A 23,720-nucleotide genomic window follows, 5' to 3' on the forward strand; every position below is an offset into this window, starting at 1 on the left:
CTATTCATTAAAATAATTTTTAAAAAATAATTCCAAACCTCAAACTCATCACATATCTATCCTTAAGATTATCAGGCAATTGATAATCATTATTTACACCCATTAGAATTGATGGGGTAATGGTAATTCCAATATTTTCAGAATAAAACGTATACGGAAGTTCAATTCCTACATTCAACAAAGGCGAATTATAGTTATAATTAGTTAATTGAATTCCCTCTTCTGTTTCTGACAATCTTTTTTCGTCAGCAAATAAAATAAAAGAAGCATTCGCCAATATTGTCAGCCCCAACTTTTGATGCTTATTAATCCACTTAGAATAGCCAAAGCCTAAATTAATTGACAATTGATGGAATGAATTAGTCTGATCTATATTCCTATCATATGTTTTATCCGTAGTTATCGTATCGGTCACATAAACCGGAATTCTATCACCATCAGAAATAATATAATAGGTAGAAATAGTATCTACGGAAACTTCAGAATAACTTTCAGTAAATTCATAATGGACATTATTTGAGTAATACCCCCAACCTAAAGCCGCCTTAAACCTAAACCGAGTATTAATATCTCTTTCTACACCAAAATCAGCACCAATACCTTTAAATAAATCCTCATCTTCATCCTGACGTCTTAACCATACTGCTGGACCTACAGATATTGATTTACTCCATTCACTAAGCTTCACTTCTTTCTCTACGTAAGTCGTATCATACACCAGCTTTTCCACCGTCACAGTATCATATACGGTTTGCATTACCAGCTGAGTATCGTATTTAGTAATAACATTCTCAACCATAACCGTATCATATATGGTTTCATGAATAACTTTCTTAACTGTCGGTTGCTTTACTAATTTTGGCTTTTCTTCTTCAGCTTGTACTATTGGAGTAATAACTACATAGTCCTGAATAATTTTATAACTATATTCATCACCCAGTAATTTACTCAATACAGCATCCAAACTGACCTCGGTCATTTGCAACGACACCATTTTATTGTTTTCTTGAAATATCTTTGGGTCGTAAGAAAAGTATACTTTATAGGTATCAGCAAGTACATTCAAGACCTCAGTTTTGCTTTTATTTCTAAAATCGAAACTCTTCAAATTACTTTGCTGACCGTACACTTTAGAAGTTAGCAATAATATTATAATTGCAACTAGATAAACGCATCTACTTGCAACCATTACCACTAATAATTATAGTATCTCCATTTATAGAGCTTTGTAAATTGTGCGTGGATTGAATCACTTGGATTATAGTATTTAAAGATTGCTTTTTAAAAGTAGCAGTAATCTCACAATCCAAAATTGCATTATTTTCGACCTCTATATTTTTATGAAATTCGCTCTGCAGCGTATTAAAAACATTATTTAAGTCTGAGTTAACAAAAGTCATCACCCCGGTTTTCCAATACAGCTTATTCTCATCAGATGCTTTTATTTCAACTTCATTCTTACTCTCTACATCAATTTCTTCTTTAGCCTTCAAAACAAACTCTTTCCCGGTATTAATATAGGTCACTCTTACTTTGCCTTCTGTAACCAAAACTTGAGTTGGGCTTTCATCATTGGCATTTACCATGAATTTGGTTCCTAACACTTCTACTCTAGCATCACTCGTTTCCACTATAAAAGGCCTGGTTTCATCATGAGATACTTCAAAAAATGCCTTCCCTGTTAATTTCACTAGCCTACTGCCATTACCATTTAGTAATTCTACCGAATCATAGCTAATCTCAGCCAACTTATCCATGCTCACCAAACTATTATCAGAAAGCTGAAACTGTTCTCCACTTTCTGCTGCTGACCTTGTAACATATTTACTTACAAAGTTTTCTTCCTCAGCACCCTTAGGCAAGTATAAATAAACATAAGCCAATGCTAATATCAATAATCCAGCAGCCAGCCCCATCCAGTAGCGCAAATTGATTGTTTTACCTCCTTTTGGACTCTCCTCTACTCTTTCCTCTCCCTGACTTATTCGTTGTTGCATTCTTAAAAAAGCACTATTCACCTTCTGCTCAGAAAGATTCTCTTGCTCTAATAAACTTATCTCCCACAATTTATAAATCTGCGCGGCCTCTGCTGAGTTAGCTTCATCTCGAAGCCATTCCTCCACCTGCTCCTTCTTTGCTGCCAGCATAGGCTCTCCCTTCAGATAAGCGATGATTAATGCATCATTAATATATTCCTCAGTATTCATCTATTCTATTAAACTATCCAGACTTATAATTCCCCTAATAATAAAACCAAAATAATCACCGCCACACCAAATTCATGCTTCAAAAATTTCATGGCTTTAGTTATATGATTTTCAATAGTTTTGGTACTAATGCCAAGTTCTTCAGAAATTTCTTTGTGCGATAGATTTCTAAATCTGCTTAATATAAAAACTTCTTTGCACTTTTCTGGTAATCGATCAATAGTAGCATGTACCTTTAATATCATTTCTTCATCTACATCGTCATAAGAAATTTTAGAAAAGATATTATCCTGAAGCTCTTGTTGGGCAGCATCAAAGTAGCGTTGCTCTACTTTTAAATGTTTTAAATAATTATAGCACTGGTTTCTAACACTGGTAAGCAGGTACGGAAATAAATTAAGGTTCTGAGGCAAACTACTTCTCCTCTCCCATAATTTCATAAAAACCTCCTGCACTTGTTCTTCGGCAAGCTCTTCGCTTTGTAAAATTCCATTAGCCAAGTTATACAAAGGGCTATATAACTCCTTAAAGATCAACTCAAAGACTTTTTGATCTCCATTAATAAGATCAGGTATGGTATGGTTTAGGTTTTCAATCAAAGGTTTATAAAATATGAATCAACATAATTTAATGCAATTCTAAAATATATTATAACAATATTAAACAGTTACAATAAGAATTGTTTTTAATCTCCCAATATTTGAATCAATAACTCTTGGTTGATTTCATGATCCCCGTTAAATGAATGTATCTCAGGGCTCAAATTATATTGCAAAAATCTCGCTTTCGCATCAGTCAATTTTTCAGGTGTAACAAACCTATCCTGCGTTCCATAAACATATTTAAAATCGAATTTATTAAAGACCTTACCTGCTAATTCCAGATCCATATCCGGAGGAAAAACAGCAGCCCAAAGCACCACCTTCCTGAAATTTATTGACGCTTGCAAAGCCCACCTACTTGCTGTAGCCCCTCCCTGCGAAAAACCTATTACATCTATAATCAAATCCTCTCTTACAACTAATGACTTAGCCAAGGTATTTAAGTATTCCAGATAATTATCAATATCATTAAGTCTATCTTCTGAGGTCATCCATGTAGCCCCAACCCTGCCAGAAAAGCCTTGCAAATAAAACTTTGACAATCCTTCTGGAGCCACCACACAAACTTCACCCGACACCAAAGGCTCAAACTTTTTTATAAAATATTTTGCTTGCTGCCCATACCCATGAAGTGCAAAAATAATGCGCTTAGTCTGTGCGGTTATTTCCCCAGCTTTAAAATAGCGTGCCTTAAACTTGGTCTGAATATAATTCTCTTCTGCCATAAACAAAAAAAGCAGGTTCCCTACAAGGAACCTGCTTCATTAAATATATTTTAATATTAACGCTTAAATCCTAAGGCACTACCACCACAGAATTGAGCACTATTATCGAATGTATATTGTATGTAGTAAATACCCGTAGTATTACACGGATAGGCAATAGCAGAAATATACTGACCATTAACCTTACTACTTGCCACCTGATTTCTATTACTGTCAAATAATGATACTACTATACCATCAGTTCCATCGCCAGTAGCACACACATTTATCATGTATTGTGTCCCCTTTGTAAATACATAAGAGTATTCTACCTTATTCTTTGCCCCTCCTTGTCCATCAATTTTGTAGCTCTTCAAAAAATTAAAACCAGCAGCTAATTTAGGTATGCAGGTATCGGCATATTGTTCTGGGTTACATTGTGCATTGGCTTGTCCTGAAAACAGGAATAATAAACCCATTACAAAAATTGAATAAATAGCCTTTTTCATATTACACGTTTTTTCCTCTTAACTGATTACTTTTTTTCTTATCGATGAGATAATGTCCTTAATATTGTCAATATTCTCTTTAGTGATCTTAATTTCACTAGAGCTATTGTCTTTAATTACCATTACACCATCAACAATCTCGAATGTAGATTCTTTATAAGTTTTAACAATATCTACTGATTCGTATTCCTTCTGTAATTTCTTCATGTCCTCCAAAAGTGATGCCATGTTTTGATCTACATCTTTATAGAAGGATAAAAGCAATACAATATTTTCTAAAATAATCTTCTGCTCACCAATGGTCTCCTTTAACTGCTCGTTTTCAGGGTTTTTAGATGCCACCTGACAAGTAATATGCATGGCTTCCATCCATCCACCTGTTAAAGACAAAACGCTTAAGTTGGCCCTATTTTGCTCTTGCAAATAACGATTGATATTATTGAAGTTTTGTGTAGTAATCAACAATAAAGAATCAAGATTTTTGCTGTTAGTAGCCAATCGACCGATTGTTTCTATATCAAAAAATTGACCAATGCTAAGATTATCAGCCAAATCTTTAATAGATGCCATATAATCTATACCATCCTGATTTTGCTCATAAATGTTAGTATAACCTAAGTCGGTACCATAGACTCCAAGGTTTAAAGCCTTTTGATAATTGCTGTTATACTTTGAAATATTATCTGGTGAATTAAGTAGCGTTCTGTCATATTTACTACCAGACTCCTTCAGCAACACTGAGATTTCTAATGGTGATGGAATCTGCTGTAAAATACTACTTATCACTTCTTCAGATATAGCTGGCCCTTCAACCTCAGCAGAGTCTAAACTTTGCAAAAAGGCGGTTTCATCTGGTTTTTTGCTTGAATTACATGCTGCAATTAGAAGTATAATAAGCCCAAATGGTAGTATCCTCATGTTCAAAAAATTAAGAATGATAACAAAATTATAAATTCATTTTTCTATTCCAAACTTTATCAATGCTATTTCCCAACTCTGCAAATCTACTTTTTAGTACCAAAGTTTATTTTACCAAAGCCCTCAAGAGCTTTTCTTAGTACTTCGAAATACAGTGTAGCATATAGAATAATAGTCATTATCCAGACAACTATCATGTTAAAATAATAGGTATCTATGTAAAAGCCTAAGAAATATTTCGTAGGCGCAAAAAATTGCGTACGATAATCCAACAAATGCGCAGGCTCATTAGGCTCATTGTATACTGGGTTAATCTGCTGAATAAGCTTACCGTTATACTCAATAATCCTTTCCTTCACATTTACATTGGTCACTAAATCAGCAAGACTTTCATTAAAGTATATATTTTTATACTCATTCAAGTCATACTCCTCATTTTGCTGAAGGTTGTACATTGCCTTCTCTCTAGCTGCAACTATTTTATTATATATATCTTGATAGTGCTTTTTAAATTCATTCAAGTAATCTGTTAAGGTTTTATCTACTTCCGCATTATAACCCTCAACTGTCAATGCTGTATTAATATCTACATTTTCTAATCCCTTTTTATAAGGATCTTTAGTTATCTCATCTTTCAAAATATGTAAATCTTTCTTTACAATATTTTTTATAGAATCGTTATCTGTCTGATAATGCTCACCAACATAAACCTTAAGCTCTTTTAACTCTTCTACCAAATAAGCCGCCTTGAAATCTGCCTGAGATTCAAACTTCTCAAACTCATAATATGGGCTTTCATATGGGTTATCTTTAAATTGATACACTGCCATAGCCTCATATGCCCAACGAGAAGCCATCATATCTGCAACTATTGGAACTTTACCTTTGGTACTTATCATATTATTAAGCTTATCAAAGCTAAACAACAAGCCACTCAAAATCATTTGAGGAATAAGCAACAGCGGTATCATAACATAAACCGTAACAGCAGAATTAAATGCACTGGATATGTTAAGACCTAAAACATTGGCCATACATGAACAGGTAAATAACACAAACCAAAAAGCAAAAGTCATCGCCCTGATTTCTAGTATCAAATTACCTACAAGCACGAATGTTAAAGTTTGGATAGCTGACATCAAAAACAATAACCCCAGTTTCGAAACCAAATAACTATTCCAACTTAAGTTTAGAAACGATTCTCTTTTAAGAATCTTCCTATCCCTAATAATTTCTTCAGCACTGACTGTTAGCCCCATAAAAAGAGCTACAACAATACTCATCAACATAAAAGCAGGTATATTCTCATTAAATCTGAATAGATACTCATCTCCATAAGGAGAACTTTTATATCTAATAATAAATGCCAATATAATTGCTAGTAGTGGGGCTTCAAGAAGGTTAATAAGCAAATATTGCTTATTACTCAACTTACTCAGTAAATCACGCTTAATAAAAATAGCGCTCTGCTTAAGCCTGTTAGGTATGTTTAGTGAATGCGGAGGCTCCTCCTTTACATCTTCAACCTTTTCAATGCTGAAGTTTTCCTTAAAGCTGTCATTCCACTGCTTAGGGTTAACCTTACGCTTATTGGTAAGCTGACCATATTCATCAACCACCTTAGCTTCAATGATATTAAATATCTGTTCTGGGTTAACATTACCACAGGTCTCACACTGTCCGCGCTGGCTATCTACTTGGTTAGTAGCTCGCTTAAAATAACTTACAGCTTCAACCGGGTTACCATAAAATACTGGAAAACCGCCAGTATCCATGATATACATTTTATCAAACATTTTGTAAATGTCTGATGACGGCTGATGTATAACTACAAATATTAATTTACCTTTTAATGATAGTTCCTTTAAAAGGTCTATTACATTTTCAGAATCTCTAGATGACAACCCTGAAGTAGGCTCATCCACAAATAGAATAGCGGGCTCTCTAATCAATTCCAAGGCAATATTCAACCTTTTCCTCTGTCCTCCACTAATAGTTTTATCCAGTACGCTACCTACTTTTAAATCTTTCCTCTGATCAAGGCCTAAGCTTTCAAGTACATCTAGTACACGCTTACTTAATTCTTCTTCAGTAAAGTTGGCAAAACACAATTTGGCATTATAGTATAAGTTCTCATAAACGGTCAACTCTTCAATAAGAAGATCATCCTGAGACACATACCCTATAACACCATGAATTTCGTCTTTATTTTCAAAAATATCGTAACCGTTAATTTCGATACTTCCAACGGTAGGCTTTTCTATTCCAGCTAAAACATTCAATAATGTGGTTTTACCAGCACCACTGGCTCCCATAATTCCAATAAGCTTCCCTGGGCCTTCAGCTATTCGCACATCGCGAAGTCCTAAGCCTCCATTAGGAAACCTAAACTCTTTAATTTCAGCGTTGAAAGAAAGTTTAGTGTTATTAAACTCCTCATTAAACACAGCAATAAGATCGCTGTAATAAAGAGCTGAGCCTTGTGGTGTTTTTACAGTACTACCATGTGAATAGAGATACACCCTATTCTTTAACATTATGAAGCCATTTAAAACAATATCATCTGTACCTAGATATTTTATAAAGTACATATCCACACTTCTTACCCTTAAAAATATCAGGTTGCCGTGTAGGTCAGATTTAGAATGTTTTGCTTCTTTATATTCTTCTTCTGTATTATTTACCAGAAGAATGTCATTATAATCAAGCTCATCTATCTTCTCTTGGATAACAAAAGATTCAATGAGCTTATATTCATCCTTGACAATTTTAAAAACAGTACTGATGGTATCAATAATTTCCATACGCTGAGGAGTAAAGTTCTTATCGGAACCTACCAACTCAAGGATTTTTATTAATACTACAACTTTTTGCTTTTGAGTAAGGGTTTTATTTATCTTTCTACATAACCCTAAAGTTTTTACCGAGTCTCTTACAGAAGTTAATTTTCTCTTCTTTGTAGCGACTTCTTCCTCCTCATTATCGTCTTCAGCATATCCAGAAAATTTATCATATAACTCTAGATACTCTCTAACAGAATCCTGATCAAGCTCTTGTTTAAAGAAACTAATTACAAATTGGCGTTCCTTTTCAGTAACACCACCATCCTGCTTGGTAATAATGGCGAATAGTTGGGTAAGTGCTTTAAGTATTTCCTCACTCATAGGCTACATCCCATTCAAAAGGGAATTTTGGCTAAGTCTAAAAAATGAATATTAAAATTAATATGTTTTAAATTCAAAAGGTATTTCTACCAATTCAGAAAACTCCTCTCCTGCTTCTTCCATATCTTCATCATCTTCATGAAAATACCAAACGATATTTACACCATCAATATCTTCAAGAGCTGAAAGTACATCCAAAATCAACTTTGAAGATGCAGTATTGAAGTATTCTAATTTAAACATAAAATCAGTGCTTCCATTAGGATCCTTAGAATATTCTTCGATCCACTCTAACACTGGCTGATAAAATTCTGCTGAATCCTCAGGTAGTGAACGGCCAGATATCTCAAAAATTCCGTTCCCTTTATCTAATATAATTTTTGGGGTATCCTCAGTACCTTCTAAATTAAGTATATCCATTGTTGCTATAATTATTTAAAAAAAATAGTGTTCTGTATTATTTAAGATTTTAAGATTGAAGACTTTAGGCAAAAAAACGAATTTCCATCTTCCATATCAAGGAAGTTATATTCAAGTTTTTGTCCAGACTTACGAGCCATATCCACAAATCCTAATCCTGCTCCTCCTTTATCAGAGATTTCAGTGTTTTTGATGATCTCTTTATAAAGTGCTTTTAGTCCGTCCCTATCTAATTCGTTGATTTGATCGAGCTTACCTCGAAGCATTTCTACGTTTTCGTTTTTAATAGGGTTACCTGAAATGATAATATATTCATTTTCTTGTCTACCAATCATAAACACTGCAGAATGATTATTACTAACATCATCAGCATGTTTTACAATATTTTGTAAACATTCCACCATAACATTAAACACCTTTCTTTTCACGCTAGACTCCTCTCCTGTGGAATCCATGTTGCGCTCTGCCATGGCTAATACTGATTTGGTTATCTCTTGGGTAAACTCACCTTCATAAACCAAAATCAGACTGTGATCCGACATGGTTTGGTGTAAATCAAAAATATACTTCATAAGTCGTTTTGTGTTTATTCTTATTGCCGATTAATTACTTACTTTTTTGAGTTAAGCCTATGGCCATAATTATCCTCCAAAATACTACTTTTAATTAATAATCTCTAAAATTTTATACCTATTAATAATACATCGTCAGTTTGTTTCTCATCTGCTTTCCAGCCTTCCCATTCTGTATCAAAAACCTCTAATGCATCTATCATTGGCTTATCATAAACTTCCTTAATAAGTTCTCTTAATCTCTTTGGCCCAAACTTTCGGTTATTTGGCCCACCAAACTGATCAGGGAATCCATCAGAGCAGAAGTAAATAGAATCTCCTGGGTTCAAGTCTATTTGTGTATTAGTGAAGTTCGTCTGATTTTTATAGATACCTCCACCAATAGCAAACTTGTTACCTTTGATTTCTTCCATCTCTCCATTTTTCATGATATAAAGAGGTCTGTGTGCACCTGCATATTCTACGTGCCTTGTAACAGTATTAATCTTACAAAGTGCGATATCCATTCCGTCTTTAGTCTTTGAATCATCCTGATCCTGCCTCAACGTAGTGGTCACACCCTCATCTAGTTGATCAAGAATTATCCCTGGATCAGAAATCTTTCTACTTCTTACAATATCATTTAATAAGAAGTATCCAATCAATGATAATAATGCTCCAGGCACACCATGTCCTGTACAGTCAACCGCAGCAATGAATATATCATCTCCCACTTGCACATACCAAGGGAAGTCACCACTTACTACATCTTTAGGTTTATATAAGATAAATGAATCCGATAATACCCTATTGATCACATCATTATTAGGAAGAATTGCATTTTGTATACGCTTGGCGTAGTTAATACTGTCTGCAATCTTCTTATTCTTATTCTGAATTTCTAATTCAATTATTTTTCGCTCTGTAATATCATGAGAGACCACAAGCACTGACTCTAAGTGTTCTGCTTCATCATATTCAGGAATTGCACTCACCTGCATGACTTTACTTCCCATTTCAGACGGGAAGTCCATTTCGGTAGCCACTTTATCGTTAGTCTGATGCACCTGTTCTACAATCTCCAACCACTGATCAAGTATTTGTTGGTTCAAATCAGTCTCTACCAATTTATGGTTCAAGTAGTCAACCGGCTTTTTACCTGTATATTCCTCAATAACAGGGTTAATATAAGAGATAGTTTCAGATTCTAGACGCGTAATAAGATCTAGTGAATTTTCAGATAAGGCCTGCATTTTACTACGCATCCTTTGCTCTTGTTCGGCTCTTCTTCTTTCGGTAATATCCGTAGAGTTTACAATGAGGCCATGAATAGCAGGGTTTGACATAAAGTTGGTACCTGTAGACTCTAACCAAATGTAATTACCTTCTTTAGTTTTGTACTCGTACTGAATAGTTACTTGTTCATCGGGGTTTGCTCGAAGTTGCTCAAACATATCTTTAAACGCTTCTACCCCATCAGGATGAACTTTATCCACATCGGCTACACCCATCATTTCTTTTTGAGAATATCCTAAAATAGGCTCTACAGATGGACTTATATACCTTACGGTTTCATCTTCTTCATAAATAGTAATTACCTCAGAGGCGTTTTCGAGCAATAACTGCATTCGTTTCTGTGTTCTATTTACTTCCTCTATCTGTTCTTCTAATTTACTATTTGACTTCTGAAGCTCCTCTTGAGTAGCCTGCATTTCTTCAGCATTCTGCCTTAAGATTTCCTGCTTCTCCTGTAACTCAGCACTCATAGTTTGAGATTCCTGAAGTAATCTTCTGGTTCTCTCATTTACCTTAATATTAAATACTGTTCGAGCTAAGATTAAACTTAATTCTTCTACGAATTTAACCTTCCCCTGATCAAACTTGCCAAAACCAGCAAACTCCAACACCCCATATACCTTCTCATCAGTAATAAGAGGCACTATTAAGATACAAGTAGGCCTCTGATCTCCTAATATACCTGAAGTGATTGTGACATATTCTTTTGGTATTTCTGTCCTTAAAACGGTATCCTTTTCTGCTGCTGCCTGTCCTACAAGACCTTCAGCAAACTTAAATGATGATTTAAGGTGTTTCTTTCTGTTATAGGCAAAGCTAGATTTCATTTCTAGCCTCATTTCGTAATCCTCTTCATCATTAGTAACATAAAAGGCTCCTTGTACTGCTCCAATTTTATTAATGATGTACTTAATAGTTTCATCTCCAAGCGCTTCAAGATTATCATGAGCTCTTAAAATTTCGCCAATTTCAGCTACCCCAGTAACAATCCAGTTTCTTTGTTTATCTCGCTTTTCTGCTTCAATAAGGTTATCACGCATGTTTACTAGCGAGATTCCCAAATCATCTTCGTCACTAATAGGCTTATAATTCGCATCAAAATTTCCCTCTCCAATTTGCTGCGCAAAAGTAGCTGTTCTTTTCAAGGTCTGAACCAAGTGATTGAGGCTTAAAGCCATTATACCTAGCTCATCATTAGATTTTTGTTCTACTTCTCGTGGTAATATACCATTACCAACCAACTCTAATGTCTTTTTAAGTGAATATAAAGGCTTTGTTAAGAAGCTAGAGAACATCAATGCTATTAAAACCGCTAAAATTACAATGGCAACTCCTGAGATTAAAAGCTTGTATAGTAGTGAGTTTATTTCACTAAAAATTTCACTTGTATTTATCTTTACAACAAAACCCCACTTCACATTAGGAATATACCTCCAAACAGCTAGTGTTTCATTTCCATTATAGTCTTCATTATTGCCTGCTCCTTCATTTCCCATTACAGCTTGCTGTACAGCAATTGATTTTTTATCACCAAAATCAAGGGTTTTAACTGCCTTGTCGGAAGTATTTCTCAGCGTATTAAGGAAATTAATCTGCTTAGAAACAGTATCCATTCGAGCTAAAATAATTTCACCTGTTTGTCCCAAACCAGTTGAATCCTGCACTATATTATAAATAGGATCCATAGAGATCTTTATAAGCAATAAAGATTTTTTACCTGAGTTATGCGTGATAGGAGCACCAGCATAAATAAAAAACCGATCTCCTTCCTTATTTTTAGTAATGTTACTGAAGTATATTTTCTTTATACTCTCGTTTAATGTATTACCATCAGGATCGATAAAATTACTCCCTACTGAAAGCGAAGGATCAGTAGAATGCATAATTTTTCCTCCAGCTGAGGTTATATAGATATCACTATAACCGTAGGACTTCTTAACATTTTTCAAAAGACCATCTACATCATAACTAACCGTAGGTTCGCTTACAGGAGCCCCCATATCAAATCCTCCAAAGCCCATATCCATTCCTGCTGACTCATCTGGCATTCCCATGTCCATCCCTGAATCAAAACTATCACTTGGAGCTGAGGTATCTTCTTCTACTTCCGCAGGCTCATCACTGGCCATAGGCATTGAAAACATATCAAAGCCTCCTCCTGAAGATGCTGCCGCATCTTCAGGTATTACACCTTCAGTTATTGCCTTAGTATCTTGTAATAATTTTAAGTTGGCTATTACATTGTCAAAATAAGACTGCAATTTATCAGACCGGCTATTAGCCACCACACTTAAGCCCTCTATATGGCTTTCTCTGATGGTGTCTTTTGTTAATTTATAAGACAAAAAACTGATTGAAATCACAGTAAGTATTACTACTGAAACTACCAGAATGGTAATTTTTTTACTGATCGTTAATGTTCTAAACATAAATGAAATTATATTTTATGCTTCTGAGTTCTGGTTATTTTGATGATTTACCCTTCGAAGATCCTCCTAATGGATAAGTTTTATTAGCTTCAGATTCGATAGCAGTTAAGGCTTTAATAAATTGCTTAAAAGCCTCTTCAACCATTTTCTCTTCTTGCTTACCTAATGTGGTAAATGATGCAATCTCCACTATACCATAAAGTTCATTTTTGTGCTTTACAGGTACAATCAACAATTGTGAAGGTGTTGCTTTGCCTAGACCAGAAACGATCTTTACATATCCTTCAGGAATATCATCAACCAATAAAGATTTTTGTTCAACAGCAGCTTGCCCTACAAGGCCCTCTCCAAATTCGAAAGTGATAGTTTGAGATTCTCCTAAAGACAAAGCGTAAGAAGATTCAAGACTTAGCACACGCTTTTCTCCTTCTTCAGCCACTTTATAAAAAGCACCCATTCCGGCTTCCATTTGCCTACAAACCTCCATCAAAAGCTCCTTGGCTAACACTTTTTTATCATTTTCAGATGCTACTATGGTTTTTATCGCATTTAAGTCAAGCGAGTGACCGTCTTCATCTGAGTTATAACCATTACCTGCCTGTTTGCCAGTACTTTCTGTATTTTTCTCTTCTACATAAACCACTTCTTGCGTGCGATTATCAAAAGACACCACCAAGGCTGCCAAACCGACTAGTAATGTGAGCCCTACCACAACAAATAGTTTGATAAAAATGGGTTCAGCAGTTGACAACATAGATATATTTAAGGCACTAGTCTTATATATCAAGTCATCTTGTAGTTGAAAAAGTGTGTACGCAGTGAAAATCATACATGCTACATATATGCAAATTAGAGCAATGCTTAATTTTCCTATTTTGAGCTTCATCTATTTATACTGTTTATTTAATTCAGTGAAAAAGTTTACAATTTCATCAATTTTTAACACATGATCAATAGTAGTTACATTTAGAGCAGCATTAGGCATAGTATCTATCATACATTCTGTTGGCTCTTGCACTATTGTTACCCCTCCTCTATCTTTAATGTATTTCATTCCCAAAGCCCCATCTTTATTGGCTCCAGAAAGCAGTATTCCTATGAGCTTATCTCTATACACATAAGCCGCACTACCAAGCGTAATATCTATGGCAGGACGCGAATTATTCAGCATTTCTTCTGTAGACAAACTAAAATAGTTGCCTAATTCTATTGACAAATGATAATTAGCTGGTGCCAGATATACCTTGCCCCTTTTTATATTTTCTTTGTCATAAGGTTCTGTCACTTCCATTATACTTTTAATAGAAAGTGCCTCCACAAACCCATTTCTAACGTGCTTTAGTCGGTGCAAGCACATTATAATTGGTAAAGGAAAATCTGCAGGTAACTGAGATAAAATACGAACAATACCTTGAAAACTTCCTGCGGAACCTCCAATAACTACAGCTTTATATCTATTATTTAGGTTGTAACGAGTCATTCGATATAATCAGTCCTCAGTCTTTAATTTTCTTATATACTTTTTCCTCGTTATTAGCTACAAGAAACTTATTGGCTATATCACACCATATCAAAGATTCTTTAGACCCAATAGCCAAATATCCGTACTTAAACAAACTCTCATGGAATTTCCTTAATACTTCATTTTGTAGCGTTTGATTAAAATAAATCATCACGTTTCTACAAAGTATTAAATCAAACTTATTGAATACGTCTCCATTTACTAGATCATGTTTTCTCCAAGAAACATTCTCTACTAAAGACTTATCCATTATTGCTTTGCCTCCTACCTCAGAATAGTAGTTTTTTAATGAAGAAGTACCTTGATACCTAATGTAGTTTTTTTCATTAAGCTCCATGTGCTTCAAGTTATATTCTCCACTTTTGGCCTTTTCTAAAATAGCGGTATCTAAATCAGTAGCAATTAATGACACCTGATCCAAGATCCCCATCTCTTTTAATAAAATGGCCATAGAAAACACCTCTTCGCCTGAAGAACACCCAGCATGCCAAATTCTGATTTTTTGATGATTGAGTAGTATAGCCGGAAGAATATCATCGCGCAACACTCTCCAAAAGGGAGGATCACGAAACATCTCGGTTACATTAACTGTGATTTCAGTTAAAAAATCATCTAAAAACTGCGAGTCTTGCAATTTTTTTATTAGCACTTCAACTGTTATGTTCTGAAGGTCAAGAATTCTTAAAATACGCCTTTTAAATGAGGACATGGCGTAATTGGTGAAATCATAATTATACTTGGTCTTCACCAATTCTGTAATTCTTCTTAAGTCTGCAATATCTATTTCCTTCATTATATCAATTTCCCGACTGTCCTAAAACTTAATTTAATTCAACATTATTTAAACTTACTAAAGTTATATCCACATGATGTGTACAAAGGCTCTGCCCTTATCAGCGTATATATTAGCACTTATTTCTGTATTTTCCCCATGAATGGTAAGGTTAATAGTTTTTTGATTGACCTTTCCCCAATCTATGTCGGTTAATACATTTACATCTGTTAAGGTAGCTATATCTTGCTCAATTATTTCATTTTTTTTGACGCCAAGTTCTACTTGTGCTGCAAAATTTACATTTGAGACTATACCGGATTTATCTAATGATATCAGTTTCACTACCTTATCTATGGCATCTAGTGAAGTCTCTGCTTTTTGCAATTTTTCATCTAATTGCTCTTGCGTAATTTGTAATTCTTCAAGATGCTGACGTAAGAATTCCTCAGCTTCATCAACATTTTCTAAAGATGAAACTGCTTCTTTCACGCCCAATTCATCTTTAACCTCGGTTACATCTTTGGTAATACCGAAGGTTCCGATGCACTTACCACTTTCATCGTAGAACGGTAGCTTAGTGGTAATCGCCCACTGGTCGTAACCATTGTTCATTTTTTCATGAACCAGTTTATTTACATAACCTGAGTTAGAAGCTATAATTTTCTTCTCTTCATTAAAGTACTCTTGCGCTACTTCATAGCTCTGAAAATCAAAATCACTCTTACCTACCATTTCTTCCATACTTAATGGGAAGAGTTTCTCCATTGACTTACTAATTCGGATGAATTTAGAATCAATATCTTTAAAATAAATATAATCTGGCAGATAATTCATCAATGCATCGAGCAATGCCTTCTCTTTAAGCAAATTCTGGTGCATATCATTATTCTCATTCATTTGTCGTTGCAGCTGCTCTTGGGTTGCCTGAAGCTCTTCCATGTTCTGCCTCATTTCTTCATCCTGAGCTTGCATTTGCTGAGTTAATCCTTGCGACTCTTCTAACAAGTACTTAGTACGTTCATTATTTTTAACCCCAGCTATAGTGGAAGCTATACTTTCGCCTAATTTTTCTACAAACTCTATTTCAAATTGCTGGTACTCATTAAATGAGGCTAATTCTATTATTCCATAAATTTCATTATTCACCATTAACGGCACTAGCAAAATGGCTTTTGGATTAGACTCACCTAAACCGGAAGTAATCTTGATATAGTCTTGCGGAACTTCTAGCAGATATATAGTCTCTTTTTCTTGAAAAACCTGACCAACTAAACTCTCTCCGGGGCGGTAGGTGCGTCTTTCAAATTTTTTGGTATCGAAAGCAAAGAGCGATATTAATTCTAGCTTTAATTCGGAGCTATCTTCATCATCTACAATATAAATAGCGCCTTGGTTAGATTTTGTATATTTCACCAAGTTAGAGATGATAATATCACCCAATTCTCTTACGTTACTATCGTTGGCACGTAAAATATCAACAAATTTCGCTAACCCTTCTGTTGACCAGTTTCTTTCTTTCTCTTGCTGCTGCACTTTCTGCATTTCCTCCCTCATGGTGAGCAATGCCCCTTCTAAGCTATCTTTAGAGATCTGCTCTTCATCAATACCGTGAAAGTTTTCATGAAGTTTTCCTTGCTCTATTTTATTAATGAAGCTTGTAGCATTTTTAAGATTATCTTTAATGCCTGCTAGCGTATAGAGCACTTTACCATACTCATTATTATAAATATGATAATTCACATCAGACAAGTCTCCATTTTTTATACGATTGGTGGCATCTTCAATATTTGAGAGAGGCTCTAAAAACCTCTTATAAATAAAGACTATAGCAAATATTATAGCCCCAATAAATATTATTAAATACAAGAAAAGCATATGAGAGAAAGCATCGTGCTTTTGCTTATTCCCCTCTAACTGCTGTTTTAATAAGTTTCCTACTAAGTTATTCAACTCCCATGCATGGGCTTGCACATAATTATTAGCCTTTTGAAGATTGTTATTACTAATCTTCAATACTTTTTGTGTTGTTTCTGTGGTTATGGTATTTAAAGAATCATACAGAGGAATTTCTTTTTGTTCCTGTACCACTGTATCTCTTTGCAACGGCTCAAATAGAACATTTTCTACAAACGGCTTCATAGCTCTCCAGGCATCAGCAATGCCTTTAGGTGTAGCATTATAAACTCCGTCTACATTAATAAGGGCAGAATCATTGGCCACAACTAATTGGTCAGTTTTGCTCACTAGCAACATTACATTTTTCTCAAACTCTTCGCTTGATTTTTCAAGAATGTTAGCTATGTCTGTATTGCCTCTAACATAAGCATCTGTTAATAATGGAATCTGTACTGAAAGATTATCTAACTTTCTTGTAGCATTAATTAAACGCATGTTATCCTTCAGCTCTTCGCGATAATGGTCTACTACTAAAAAGTTTACCAGTACCAGAATAAGAAAGCCTATTCCTAAAAAAATGATTTGCCTTACGAGCGATAGATTTTTAAAATCCAGGAACATTTTAAAAAATTATTTATAAAATCTTTGAATTTACAACTTCTCACGAAAAGAAGAAATTTTGTCACTGTTTTTACAATGAATGTTTATTAAAGCAAAAAGGTAATAGCACATCAGCAGATTTTGTTTTAACCCACTGATTTTCAGAAACTTGAATTATAACCTCTATAGGATAATCTTGCTTCACTTCCATTTCCAAAATCACTTGACGGCATCCTCCACAAGGAGTTACAGGTACAAATCTGTTTTCAGAAATTTTCTTAGCTGTTACCGCTATTTTTTTTATTTTATGTTCACTATAATTAGCACTAGCATAAAAAAGCACTACCCTTTCGGCACATAACCCTGCAGGGTAAGATGAATTTTCTTGATTGGCTCCTAATAGCACTTCATCATTGTCCAGCAAAACTGCTGCGCCAACCTGAAAATTTGAGTAAGGTGAGTATGATAAACCGCATGCTTCTCTGGCTTTAGCAATTAAACGCTGTTCTTCTTCGCTGAAGTCAGTCTCTGCACATGATATGTAAGCACCTTCGTTTAGTATTTTATCTGACATATTTCTAATCTGTCTATGCAATATAATATCTCATCGCAAGTAGAAAAATTTTTGTTGACAAGAATTCTTTAAACCTATCCAAATATCTTAATTTGGTATTGCTCAAATATAAGATGAGGAATGAAAAAAATATTGATTTTAGGCGCGGGAAGATCTGCATCTTCATTAATTAATTATTTACAAAAAAATACTGCACAATACAACTGGACTCTCCGAGTTGGAGATTATGATGTATCACTTGCAGAAAGTAAATGCCACAATCATAGCCAATCTACAGCTTTTCAATTTGATATCACAGATAATTTACAAACTGAGGAAGAAATAAACAACTGTGACATAGTGATATCTATGCTACCGGCCAAATTTCACCCTCAGGTAGCCCGCGCGTGTATCAAATTTAAGAAAAACCTTGTGACTGCCTCCTATGTCTCAGAAGAAATGAAGGCAATGGATGAGGAAGCACAACAAGCCGGAATAGTACTTTTAAATGAATGCGGCCTAGACCCAGGCATTGATCATATGTCTGCCATGAAAGTGATAGACCACATAAGAGATAACCAGCATCAGCTTACCGCATTTGAATCATTTACAGGAGGCCTGTTATCAATGGACTCTCACAAAGACAATCCTTGGGAATACAAATTCACTTGGAACCCAAGAAATGTAGTACTAGCAGGTCAGGGTGTGGTTAAATTCATTCAAGAAGATCAATATAAATACATTCCATACAACAAAGTATTTAGACGCACTGAGCTGGTACACATTCCTGGTTATGGCTACTTTGAAGGTTATGCCAATCGTGATTCGCTAAAATATTTGGACGTATATAACCTGAGAGGAATCAAAACTATTTTTAGAGGCACTTTTAGAAGGCCTGGATTTTGTCGTACGTGGGATGTTTTTGTACAACTGGGCGCTACAGATGATAGCTATGAAATGGAGGGAGTAGATAAAATGACACATCGTAGTTTTATCAATTCATTCTTATCTTATAATCCACACGACTCTGTGGAGCTTAAGTTGGCTCACTACATGAACTTGGATATTGATGGGCCTGAAATGCACCGGTTAAGGTGGTCTGGCTTTTTCAATAACGAACCCATTGGCTTAACAAAAGGCACTCCTGCTCAAATATTAGAGCATATTTTAAAGAAGAAATGGAGCCTTACCTCTACCGACAAGGACATGATAGTAATGTGGCATAAGTTTCAGTATATAGAAAAAGCCAGCAATGAACAAAAAGAAATTCATAGTACGCTAGTGGCAGTAGGAGAAGATAATATTGAAACGGCCATGTCAAAAACTGTAGGTTTACCACTTGGTATTGCAACTAAACTCATATTAGAAGGTAAGGTTAGTCAGAAAGGCGTTATAATACCTATAAATAAGGACTTGTATAACCCAATACTAGAAGAATTAAAAACACTAGGATTCGAATTGCACGAAAAAACAGTATTGTAGTTAAAGCCTTTTAAGAATTTTAGTAGCTCTACTTATATAGCCTGCTGTAGCATAAGGTAATTGCTCTTCGATAACCTCTTTTAACTCCCGGCCTAGTTCGGGTATATGCTGAACAACGCGAAACATAATAGTCATGCTAAAAACTTTAATAGCAACTGGAGTTTTAGGTTGAACAAGAAACTCAAAACAAATTGCATATAAGCGCCCCTCCACATGTGCTTCAAAACTTTCAGCGTACTGGAGTAATCTCAAAATATTTCTAATCAAAAACTCTGAAGGTTCTTCTTCCAGCTTAGATACAAGCTCATCAATAAAAGGTGTTATTAATTTGGGCCTTTTACAAAAAACATTTGCTAAAGCTGTAGCCAAGTGCTGCGTAACACGGCTATTTTCATTAACAAGAAAATACTCCATCATTTCATGGCGTAGCGAAGCAGAATTTATTAATTCATTATAAAATTCTCTACTTTTTAAAACTGAAATACTATATTTATTCATATTAACAATTAAAATCGTATATATTTTATCGAAACACAATTATATAAATGGAAACTGTAATTTTAATCTTATCTGCTATATTAATAGTGGCAGGTATTGTTGGCTCTTTTCTTCCTGTATTACCTGGGCCTCCACTTTCGTATGCAGGCTTATTACTCATGCAATTGATTACTCCTCCCCCTTTCACCACCTTTTTTATTATCTTTTGGTTGGTAATAGTTATAGCTTCTGTAGTGCTAGATTACTATGTGCCTATACTGGGTACCAAAAAATTTGGAGGCACCAAGTATGGTGTCTGGGGCTCTACCATAGGAACAATAGTAGGTTTATTATTCTTTCCTCCGTTTGGCATTATCATAGGCCCATTTTTAGGAGCCCTAATTGGAGAATTAATATCTGGCAATAAATTCAACAATGCACTAAAGGCCGCTTGGGGTTCTTTTCTTGGCTTTGTTGCTGGCACTTTTTTAAAAGTAATTATCTGCCTTATAATGGCGTATCACTACATTTCTTACTTTTTTTAATTTTTTTTTCTGATCTGGCGCAAGTTTTTAAAACGAAGGGCATCTAACTAATTGAAACAAAATTTAAGAAAGATGAAAAACTCAAATTTAAAAATCGCTTTAGCAACAATATTAATAGGTGGTAGCAGTTTTCTTGCAGTAGCACAAGATAGCAACACAGATCAGCCAACGGATAAATCGAACCATAAAAAAGAATGGCATCATAAAAAAGGTAGACACCATGGAGAAAGGCCTGATTTTTTAGGAGAAAAATTAACCGACCAACAAAAAGAGAAAATCAAATCGTTGAGGTTAGATTTAGCAAAAAAAACAATGCCTCTTAAAAATGAACTTAATGAAAAGCGGGCTGAGCTAAGAACCTTAACCACCGTGGAATCTCCAAACATGAAAAAGGTAAATCTTTTAATAGAAGATATGGGCAAAATAGAGGTAGAATTAAAAAAGGCTCGTGTTGCTAATCGCATGGAAATCCGCAATCAGCTTACTGAAGAACAGCGCATTATGTTTGACAGCCGTGGAGGACATGGAAGAGGACACCACATGAATAAAGCAAGACATAACAGAAGGTAATATACTTTGAGAAATACCGAGCATATAACATTAGCAAAAGAAGAGGCTGAGCTTCTCAGCCTCTTAAATGATAAGCAAGAAGCGAGCTTCTTTAAGAGGCTTGTGGAGGCATATCAAAGCAAAGTATATAATGTGTGCTTGGGCTTTTTAAAAAACGAAGAAGATGCTGAGGATTTAGCTCAGGAGGTATTTATAGAAATTTACAACTCTATTGAAGCCTTTAAGGGTGAATCGCAACTAAGCACATGGATATACAAAATTGCGGTCAATAAATCGTTAGAATCGCTAAGAAAACGCAAACGGCAGAAGCGCTTTGCTTGGTTAACCTCTATTTTTGGCAACGAAAGTAGTATTGAAAAGAACTATGCTGATTTTGTACACCCTGGTGTAACATTAGAGAATAAAGAAAGGTCGAAGGTTTTATTCCAGCACATTGAAGCACTACCAGAAAATCAGAAAATAGCATTTACACTTAGCAAAATAGAGCAACTTAGCTATGCAGAAATCAGTAAAATAATGGATTTAAGCTTATCATCTGTAGAGTCATTAATGCACAGAGCAAAAAAGAACCTTCAGAAATCACTCAAAGACTATTACGAGCAAAATAAATAAGTCATGAAAAAGAATATTGATGAAGAAGTAAGCAAGACTATAGAAAGCTTAGACAGCTTGGAGAGAGCTGCTCCAAAGCCTTACTTTTACACCCGACTAGAAGGAAAGCTCACTCCTTCAAAAATGGCCCCAAAAAGTGTATGGACATGGAGTATGGCTTCTATCGCCATTATATTAATGGTCAACTTATATATTTTAATCAATTATAATAATGACCAGGATCTTCAAACAGAAGACACACTTGAACTACTATCTCAAGAATATGCATCGGACGACTTCGACATTTATGACAACAACTATATAATGGAAGAAGATGAAACAAATTAAGTTACTAAAAATAGTTATAGCCATTCTGGTGATTCTTAACATAGCCTTGTCTGCAATGCTATATTTAGGTCATAAAAAAAATAGCATTAAAAGAAGTGCACCTAGAAGGCACGCTAGGGTTGAGAATTTTCTAAAGAAAAAATTAAACCTTAATGACCAACAGGCTGCAGCTTTTAACGAAGAAAGGAAAGGTCATTTTCAAAAAACTCGTAATTTGATGCGATCCATCGCTGAAGATAGACGAGAGGCCTCAAAATTATTATACAACCAAAAAGTTGATTCTACTGCTATAAATGATTACCTGAATGCCATCAGCGTAAAAAATACACAGCTAGAGAAACTAAACCTCTATCACCTCAAAAAGCTAAGGCAAATTTGCAATGAAAGACAAAAAGCACAATTTGATAGAATTATTATCAAAATGATGGAAAGGCAAGAGAGAGACAGAGATATTAGAGAAAGGAACGATCAAAAACCAAGGATAGGAGAATAAATTAAATTTTATTCTCGTACCCTTCATCTACTTTTAAGCCACCACCTTCAGCGGCAGCCACTGCAAGTTCATCGCAACGCTCATTTTCAGGGATGCCGGCATGCCCTTTAACCCACTGAAAAGTAACTTTATGCTTTTGAAACAGCGGAATAAACCGCTGCCACAAGTCAACATTTGCCTTATTTTTAAATCCTTTTTTTTGCCAACTCCAGATCCACCCCTTCTCTACGGCATCAACTACATATTTAGAATCTGAGTATACAGTAACAGCCGTACCAGGATGCTTAAGGGCTTCTAGTCCCTTTATCACAGCCAGAAGCTCCATCCTATTATTGGTAGTCTTACGAAAGCCTTCTGACAATTCTTTTCTATAAGGCTGTCCATTAACTTTCGCTTTCATAACCGTTCCATACCCTCCCGGCCCGGGGTTTCCCTTTGCTGCACCGTCAGTATATATTATAATCATGGAATAAGAATATGTTCTTTGAAAATTTTCACTGCTATAGCAAGTAATATTATACCAAATACACGTCTTAATATACTAAAACCAGATTGACCTAACTTCTTTTCTAACCATGTAGTGGATTTGAGTACCGCAAATACAAACGCAAGGTTGATGATTATACCACTTAAGATATTTGGTGTTTCGTAAACAGCTCTTAAAGATAATATTGTAGTTAAGGTACCTGCTCCGGCAATTAATGGAAAAGCCAACGGCACTATGGATCCTGCTCCTGTTCCTCCTTCATCTTTAAAAAGTGTGATGCCTAATATCATCTCTAGGGCTATTATAAACATAATAATAGCTCCCGCCACAGCAAATGAGCCTACATCAAGACCAAACAACTTAAGAATTGACTGCCCTAAAAAGAGAAATATTATCATTAAACAGCCCGACACAAGCGTGGCCTTTCCTGATTCTATCTTACCTTCTCTTTTACGAAGGTTAATCACAATTGGAATGGAACCTAAAATATCTATTACTGAAAATAGAATAAGGGTCACTGAGAAAATATCTGTAATATTAAACATGCTGCAAACTTAGAATAATTTATAACCTTACCTATA

24 protein-coding genes are annotated in these 23,720 nt (G+C 35.0%); 6 read left to right on the forward strand and 18 right to left on the reverse strand.

Features of this window, described 5'->3' with window-relative positions; all coding sequences use genetic code 11:
• Window positions 1-19 precede the first annotated feature (19 nt).
• The 15 genes from ACXACQ_RS01160 to cdd all read right to left on the reverse strand — a co-directional run bounded on the left by ACXACQ_RS01160 (window position 20) and on the right by cdd (window position 18,167).
• A complete protein-coding gene (locus tag ACXACQ_RS01160; protein WP_474974081.1) occupies window positions 20-1,066 on the reverse strand; it encodes a hypothetical protein in 1,047 nt (348 codons plus the stop codon).
• Window positions 1,067-1,175: 109 nt separating this feature from the next.
• Window positions 1,176-2,207: a FecR family protein gene (locus ACXACQ_RS01165; RefSeq protein WP_474974082.1), complete on the reverse strand. Its 1,032-nt coding sequence runs from the start codon at window positions 2,205-2,207 to the stop codon at window positions 1,176-1,178.
• 23 nt (window positions 2,208-2,230) lie between these two features.
• Window positions 2,231-2,806: an RNA polymerase sigma-70 factor gene (locus ACXACQ_RS01170; RefSeq protein WP_474974083.1), complete on the reverse strand. Its 576-nt coding sequence runs from the start codon at window positions 2,804-2,806 to the stop codon at window positions 2,231-2,233.
• 86 nt (window positions 2,807-2,892) lie between these two features.
• The gene (locus ACXACQ_RS01175) at window positions 2,893-3,534 is read right to left on the reverse strand and encodes an alpha/beta hydrolase (protein ID WP_474974084.1); all 642 of its coding nucleotides are present in this window, start codon (window positions 3,532-3,534) and stop codon (window positions 2,893-2,895) included.
• Window positions 3,535-3,590: 56 nt separating this feature from the next.
• Complete coding sequence (locus ACXACQ_RS01180) at window positions 3,591-4,022, reverse strand: hypothetical protein (protein WP_474974085.1); 432 nt, start codon at window positions 4,020-4,022, stop codon at window positions 3,591-3,593.
• 18 nt (window positions 4,023-4,040) lie between these two features.
• The gene (locus ACXACQ_RS01185) at window positions 4,041-4,940 is read right to left on the reverse strand and encodes a hypothetical protein (protein ID WP_474974086.1); all 900 of its coding nucleotides are present in this window, start codon (window positions 4,938-4,940) and stop codon (window positions 4,041-4,043) included.
• An 86-nt stretch (window positions 4,941-5,026) separates the two neighbouring features.
• Window positions 5,027-8,104 carry an ATP-binding cassette domain-containing protein gene (locus ACXACQ_RS01190; RefSeq protein ID WP_474974087.1) on the reverse strand — a complete coding sequence of 1,026 codons (3,078 nt, stop codon included), beginning with the start codon at window positions 8,102-8,104 and terminating at the stop codon, window positions 5,027-5,029.
• Window positions 8,105-8,161: 57 nt separating this feature from the next.
• Window positions 8,162-8,524 (reverse strand): DUF1987 domain-containing protein, encoded by a 363-nt coding sequence (locus ACXACQ_RS01195; protein ID WP_474974088.1) that lies wholly within the window; start codon window positions 8,522-8,524, stop codon window positions 8,162-8,164.
• A 41-nt stretch (window positions 8,525-8,565) separates the two neighbouring features.
• Complete coding sequence (locus tag ACXACQ_RS01200) at window positions 8,566-9,096, reverse strand: SiaB family protein kinase (protein ID WP_474974089.1); 531 nt, start codon at window positions 9,094-9,096, stop codon at window positions 8,566-8,568.
• Between the two features lie 104 nt (window positions 9,097-9,200).
• Complete coding sequence (locus ACXACQ_RS01205; RefSeq protein ID WP_474974090.1) at window positions 9,201-12,800, reverse strand: PAS domain S-box protein; 3,600 nt, start codon at window positions 12,798-12,800, stop codon at window positions 9,201-9,203.
• A gap of 34 nt (window positions 12,801-12,834) precedes the next feature.
• Entirely contained in the window at window positions 12,835-13,686 is an 852-nt protein-coding gene (locus ACXACQ_RS01210) for a GAF domain-containing protein (protein ID WP_474974091.1), read from the reverse strand.
• Window positions 13,687-14,280 carry a chemotaxis protein CheB gene (locus ACXACQ_RS01215; protein WP_474974092.1) on the reverse strand — a complete coding sequence of 198 codons (594 nt, stop codon included), beginning with the start codon at window positions 14,278-14,280 and terminating at the stop codon, window positions 13,687-13,689.
• Window positions 14,281-14,296: 16 nt separating this feature from the next.
• Entirely contained in the window at window positions 14,297-15,115 is an 819-nt protein-coding gene (locus ACXACQ_RS01220; RefSeq protein ID WP_474974093.1) for a CheR family methyltransferase, read from the reverse strand.
• Between the two features lie 63 nt (window positions 15,116-15,178).
• Window positions 15,179-17,614 (reverse strand): GAF domain-containing protein, encoded by a 2,436-nt coding sequence (locus ACXACQ_RS01225; RefSeq protein ID WP_474974094.1) that lies wholly within the window; start codon window positions 17,612-17,614, stop codon window positions 15,179-15,181.
• A gap of 70 nt (window positions 17,615-17,684) precedes the next feature.
• On the reverse strand, window positions 17,685-18,167 hold the full coding sequence (cdd, locus tag ACXACQ_RS01230; protein WP_474974095.1) for a cytidine deaminase: 483 nt from the start codon (window positions 18,165-18,167) through the stop codon (window positions 17,685-17,687).
• A gap of 120 nt (window positions 18,168-18,287) precedes the next feature.
• Here cdd and ACXACQ_RS01235 point away from each other — a divergent pair, with 120 nt between their 5' ends.
• Entirely contained in the window at window positions 18,288-19,628 is a 1,341-nt protein-coding gene (locus tag ACXACQ_RS01235; RefSeq protein WP_474974096.1) for a saccharopine dehydrogenase family protein, read from the forward strand.
• Here the strand turns inward: ACXACQ_RS01235 and ACXACQ_RS01240 are convergent, their stop codons facing one another.
• The gene (locus ACXACQ_RS01240; RefSeq protein ID WP_474974097.1) at window positions 19,629-20,126 is read right to left on the reverse strand and encodes a hypothetical protein; all 498 of its coding nucleotides are present in this window, start codon (window positions 20,124-20,126) and stop codon (window positions 19,629-19,631) included.
• Window positions 20,127-20,173: 47 nt separating this feature from the next.
• On the opposite strand from ACXACQ_RS01240, the gene ACXACQ_RS01245 reads away from it, so the two are divergent.
• The 5 genes from ACXACQ_RS01245 to ACXACQ_RS01265 all read left to right on the forward strand — a co-directional run bounded on the left by ACXACQ_RS01245 (window position 20,174) and on the right by ACXACQ_RS01265 (window position 22,652).
• Entirely contained in the window at window positions 20,174-20,650 is a 477-nt protein-coding gene (locus tag ACXACQ_RS01245; protein WP_474974098.1) for a DUF456 domain-containing protein, read from the forward strand.
• A 72-nt stretch (window positions 20,651-20,722) separates the two neighbouring features.
• Entirely contained in the window at window positions 20,723-21,220 is a 498-nt protein-coding gene (locus tag ACXACQ_RS01250; protein ID WP_474974099.1) for a Spy/CpxP family protein refolding chaperone, read from the forward strand.
• Window positions 21,221-21,226: 6 nt separating this feature from the next.
• Window positions 21,227-21,832, forward strand: coding sequence for an RNA polymerase sigma factor (locus ACXACQ_RS01255; RefSeq protein WP_474974100.1), 606 nt, complete (start codon window positions 21,227-21,229; stop codon window positions 21,830-21,832).
• A 3-nt stretch (window positions 21,833-21,835) separates the two neighbouring features.
• Window positions 21,836-22,159, forward strand: coding sequence for a hypothetical protein (locus tag ACXACQ_RS01260; RefSeq protein ID WP_474974101.1), 324 nt, complete (start codon window positions 21,836-21,838; stop codon window positions 22,157-22,159).
• Window positions 22,146-22,652: a Spy/CpxP family protein refolding chaperone gene (locus ACXACQ_RS01265; RefSeq protein ID WP_474974102.1), complete on the forward strand. Its 507-nt coding sequence runs from the start codon at window positions 22,146-22,148 to the stop codon at window positions 22,650-22,652. Before ACXACQ_RS01260 ends, ACXACQ_RS01265 begins: the two co-directional genes overlap by 14 nt.
• 1 nt (window position 22,653) lies before the next feature.
• Here the strand turns inward: ACXACQ_RS01265 and rnhA are convergent, their stop codons facing one another.
• Together rnhA and ACXACQ_RS01275 are read right to left on the reverse strand one after the other, a co-directional pair.
• On the reverse strand, window positions 22,654-23,118 hold the full coding sequence (gene rnhA, locus ACXACQ_RS01270; protein WP_474974103.1) for a ribonuclease HI: 465 nt from the start codon (window positions 23,116-23,118) through the stop codon (window positions 22,654-22,656).
• Window positions 23,115-23,684 carry a MarC family protein gene (locus ACXACQ_RS01275; RefSeq protein WP_474974104.1) on the reverse strand — a complete coding sequence of 190 codons (570 nt, stop codon included), beginning with the start codon at window positions 23,682-23,684 and terminating at the stop codon, window positions 23,115-23,117. Before ACXACQ_RS01275 ends, rnhA begins: the two co-directional genes overlap by 4 nt.
• Between the last annotated feature and the right edge of the window lie 36 nt (window positions 23,685-23,720).

The sequence above is a fragment of the Fulvivirga sp. AWR4_260 genome, assembly GCF_056158185.1.

Excerpts from the sequence above, each read along its gene's own strand:
- ACXACQ_RS01225 (WP_474974094.1), bottom strand. The coding sequence starts at position 17,614 with ATGTTCCTGGATTTTAAAAATCTATCGCTCGTAAGGCAAATCATTTTT.
- ACXACQ_RS01180 (WP_474974085.1), bottom strand. The coding sequence starts at position 4,022 with ATGAAAAAGGCTATTTATTCAATTTTTGTAATGGGTTTATTATTCCTG.
- ACXACQ_RS01215 (WP_474974092.1), bottom strand. The coding sequence starts at position 14,280 with ATGACTCGTTACAACCTAAATAATAGATATAAAGCTGTAGTTATTGGA.
- ACXACQ_RS01210 (WP_474974091.1), bottom strand. The coding sequence starts at position 13,686 with ATGAAGCTCAAAATAGGAAAATTAAGCATTGCTCTAATTTGCATATAT.
- ACXACQ_RS01195 (WP_474974088.1), bottom strand. The coding sequence starts at position 8,524 with ATGGATATACTTAATTTAGAAGGTACTGAGGATACCCCAAAAATTATA.
- ACXACQ_RS01205 (WP_474974090.1), bottom strand. The coding sequence starts at position 12,800 with ATGTTTAGAACATTAACGATCAGTAAAAAAATTACCATTCTGGTAGTT.
- ACXACQ_RS01265 (WP_474974102.1), top strand. The coding sequence starts at position 22,146 with ATGAAACAAATTAAGTTACTAAAAATAGTTATAGCCATTCTGGTGATT.
- ACXACQ_RS01275 (WP_474974104.1), bottom strand. The coding sequence starts at position 23,684 with ATGTTTAATATTACAGATATTTTCTCAGTGACCCTTATTCTATTTTCA.
- ACXACQ_RS01235 (WP_474974096.1), top strand. The coding sequence starts at position 18,288 with ATGAAAAAAATATTGATTTTAGGCGCGGGAAGATCTGCATCTTCATTA.
- ACXACQ_RS01165 (WP_474974082.1), bottom strand. The coding sequence starts at position 2,207 with ATGAATACTGAGGAATATATTAATGATGCATTAATCATCGCTTATCTG.
- ACXACQ_RS01260 (WP_474974101.1), top strand. The coding sequence starts at position 21,836 with ATGAAAAAGAATATTGATGAAGAAGTAAGCAAGACTATAGAAAGCTTA.
- ACXACQ_RS01200 (WP_474974089.1), bottom strand. The coding sequence starts at position 9,096 with ATGAAGTATATTTTTGATTTACACCAAACCATGTCGGATCACAGTCTG.
- cdd (WP_474974095.1), bottom strand. The coding sequence starts at position 18,167 with ATGTCAGATAAAATACTAAACGAAGGTGCTTACATATCATGTGCAGAG.
- ACXACQ_RS01185 (WP_474974086.1), bottom strand. The coding sequence starts at position 4,940 with ATGAGGATACTACCATTTGGGCTTATTATACTTCTAATTGCAGCATGT.
- rnhA (WP_474974103.1), bottom strand. The coding sequence starts at position 23,118 with ATGATTATAATATATACTGACGGTGCAGCAAAGGGAAACCCCGGGCCG.
- ACXACQ_RS01240 (WP_474974097.1), bottom strand. The coding sequence starts at position 20,126 with ATGAATAAATATAGTATTTCAGTTTTAAAAAGTAGAGAATTTTATAAT.
- ACXACQ_RS01245 (WP_474974098.1), top strand. The coding sequence starts at position 20,174 with ATGGAAACTGTAATTTTAATCTTATCTGCTATATTAATAGTGGCAGGT.
- ACXACQ_RS01250 (WP_474974099.1), top strand. The coding sequence starts at position 20,723 with ATGAAAAACTCAAATTTAAAAATCGCTTTAGCAACAATATTAATAGGT.
- ACXACQ_RS01190 (WP_474974087.1), bottom strand. The coding sequence starts at position 8,104 with ATGAGTGAGGAAATACTTAAAGCACTTACCCAACTATTCGCCATTATT.
- ACXACQ_RS01220 (WP_474974093.1), bottom strand. The coding sequence starts at position 15,115 with ATGAAGGAAATAGATATTGCAGACTTAAGAAGAATTACAGAATTGGTG.
- ACXACQ_RS01175 (WP_474974084.1), bottom strand. The coding sequence starts at position 3,534 with ATGGCAGAAGAGAATTATATTCAGACCAAGTTTAAGGCACGCTATTTT.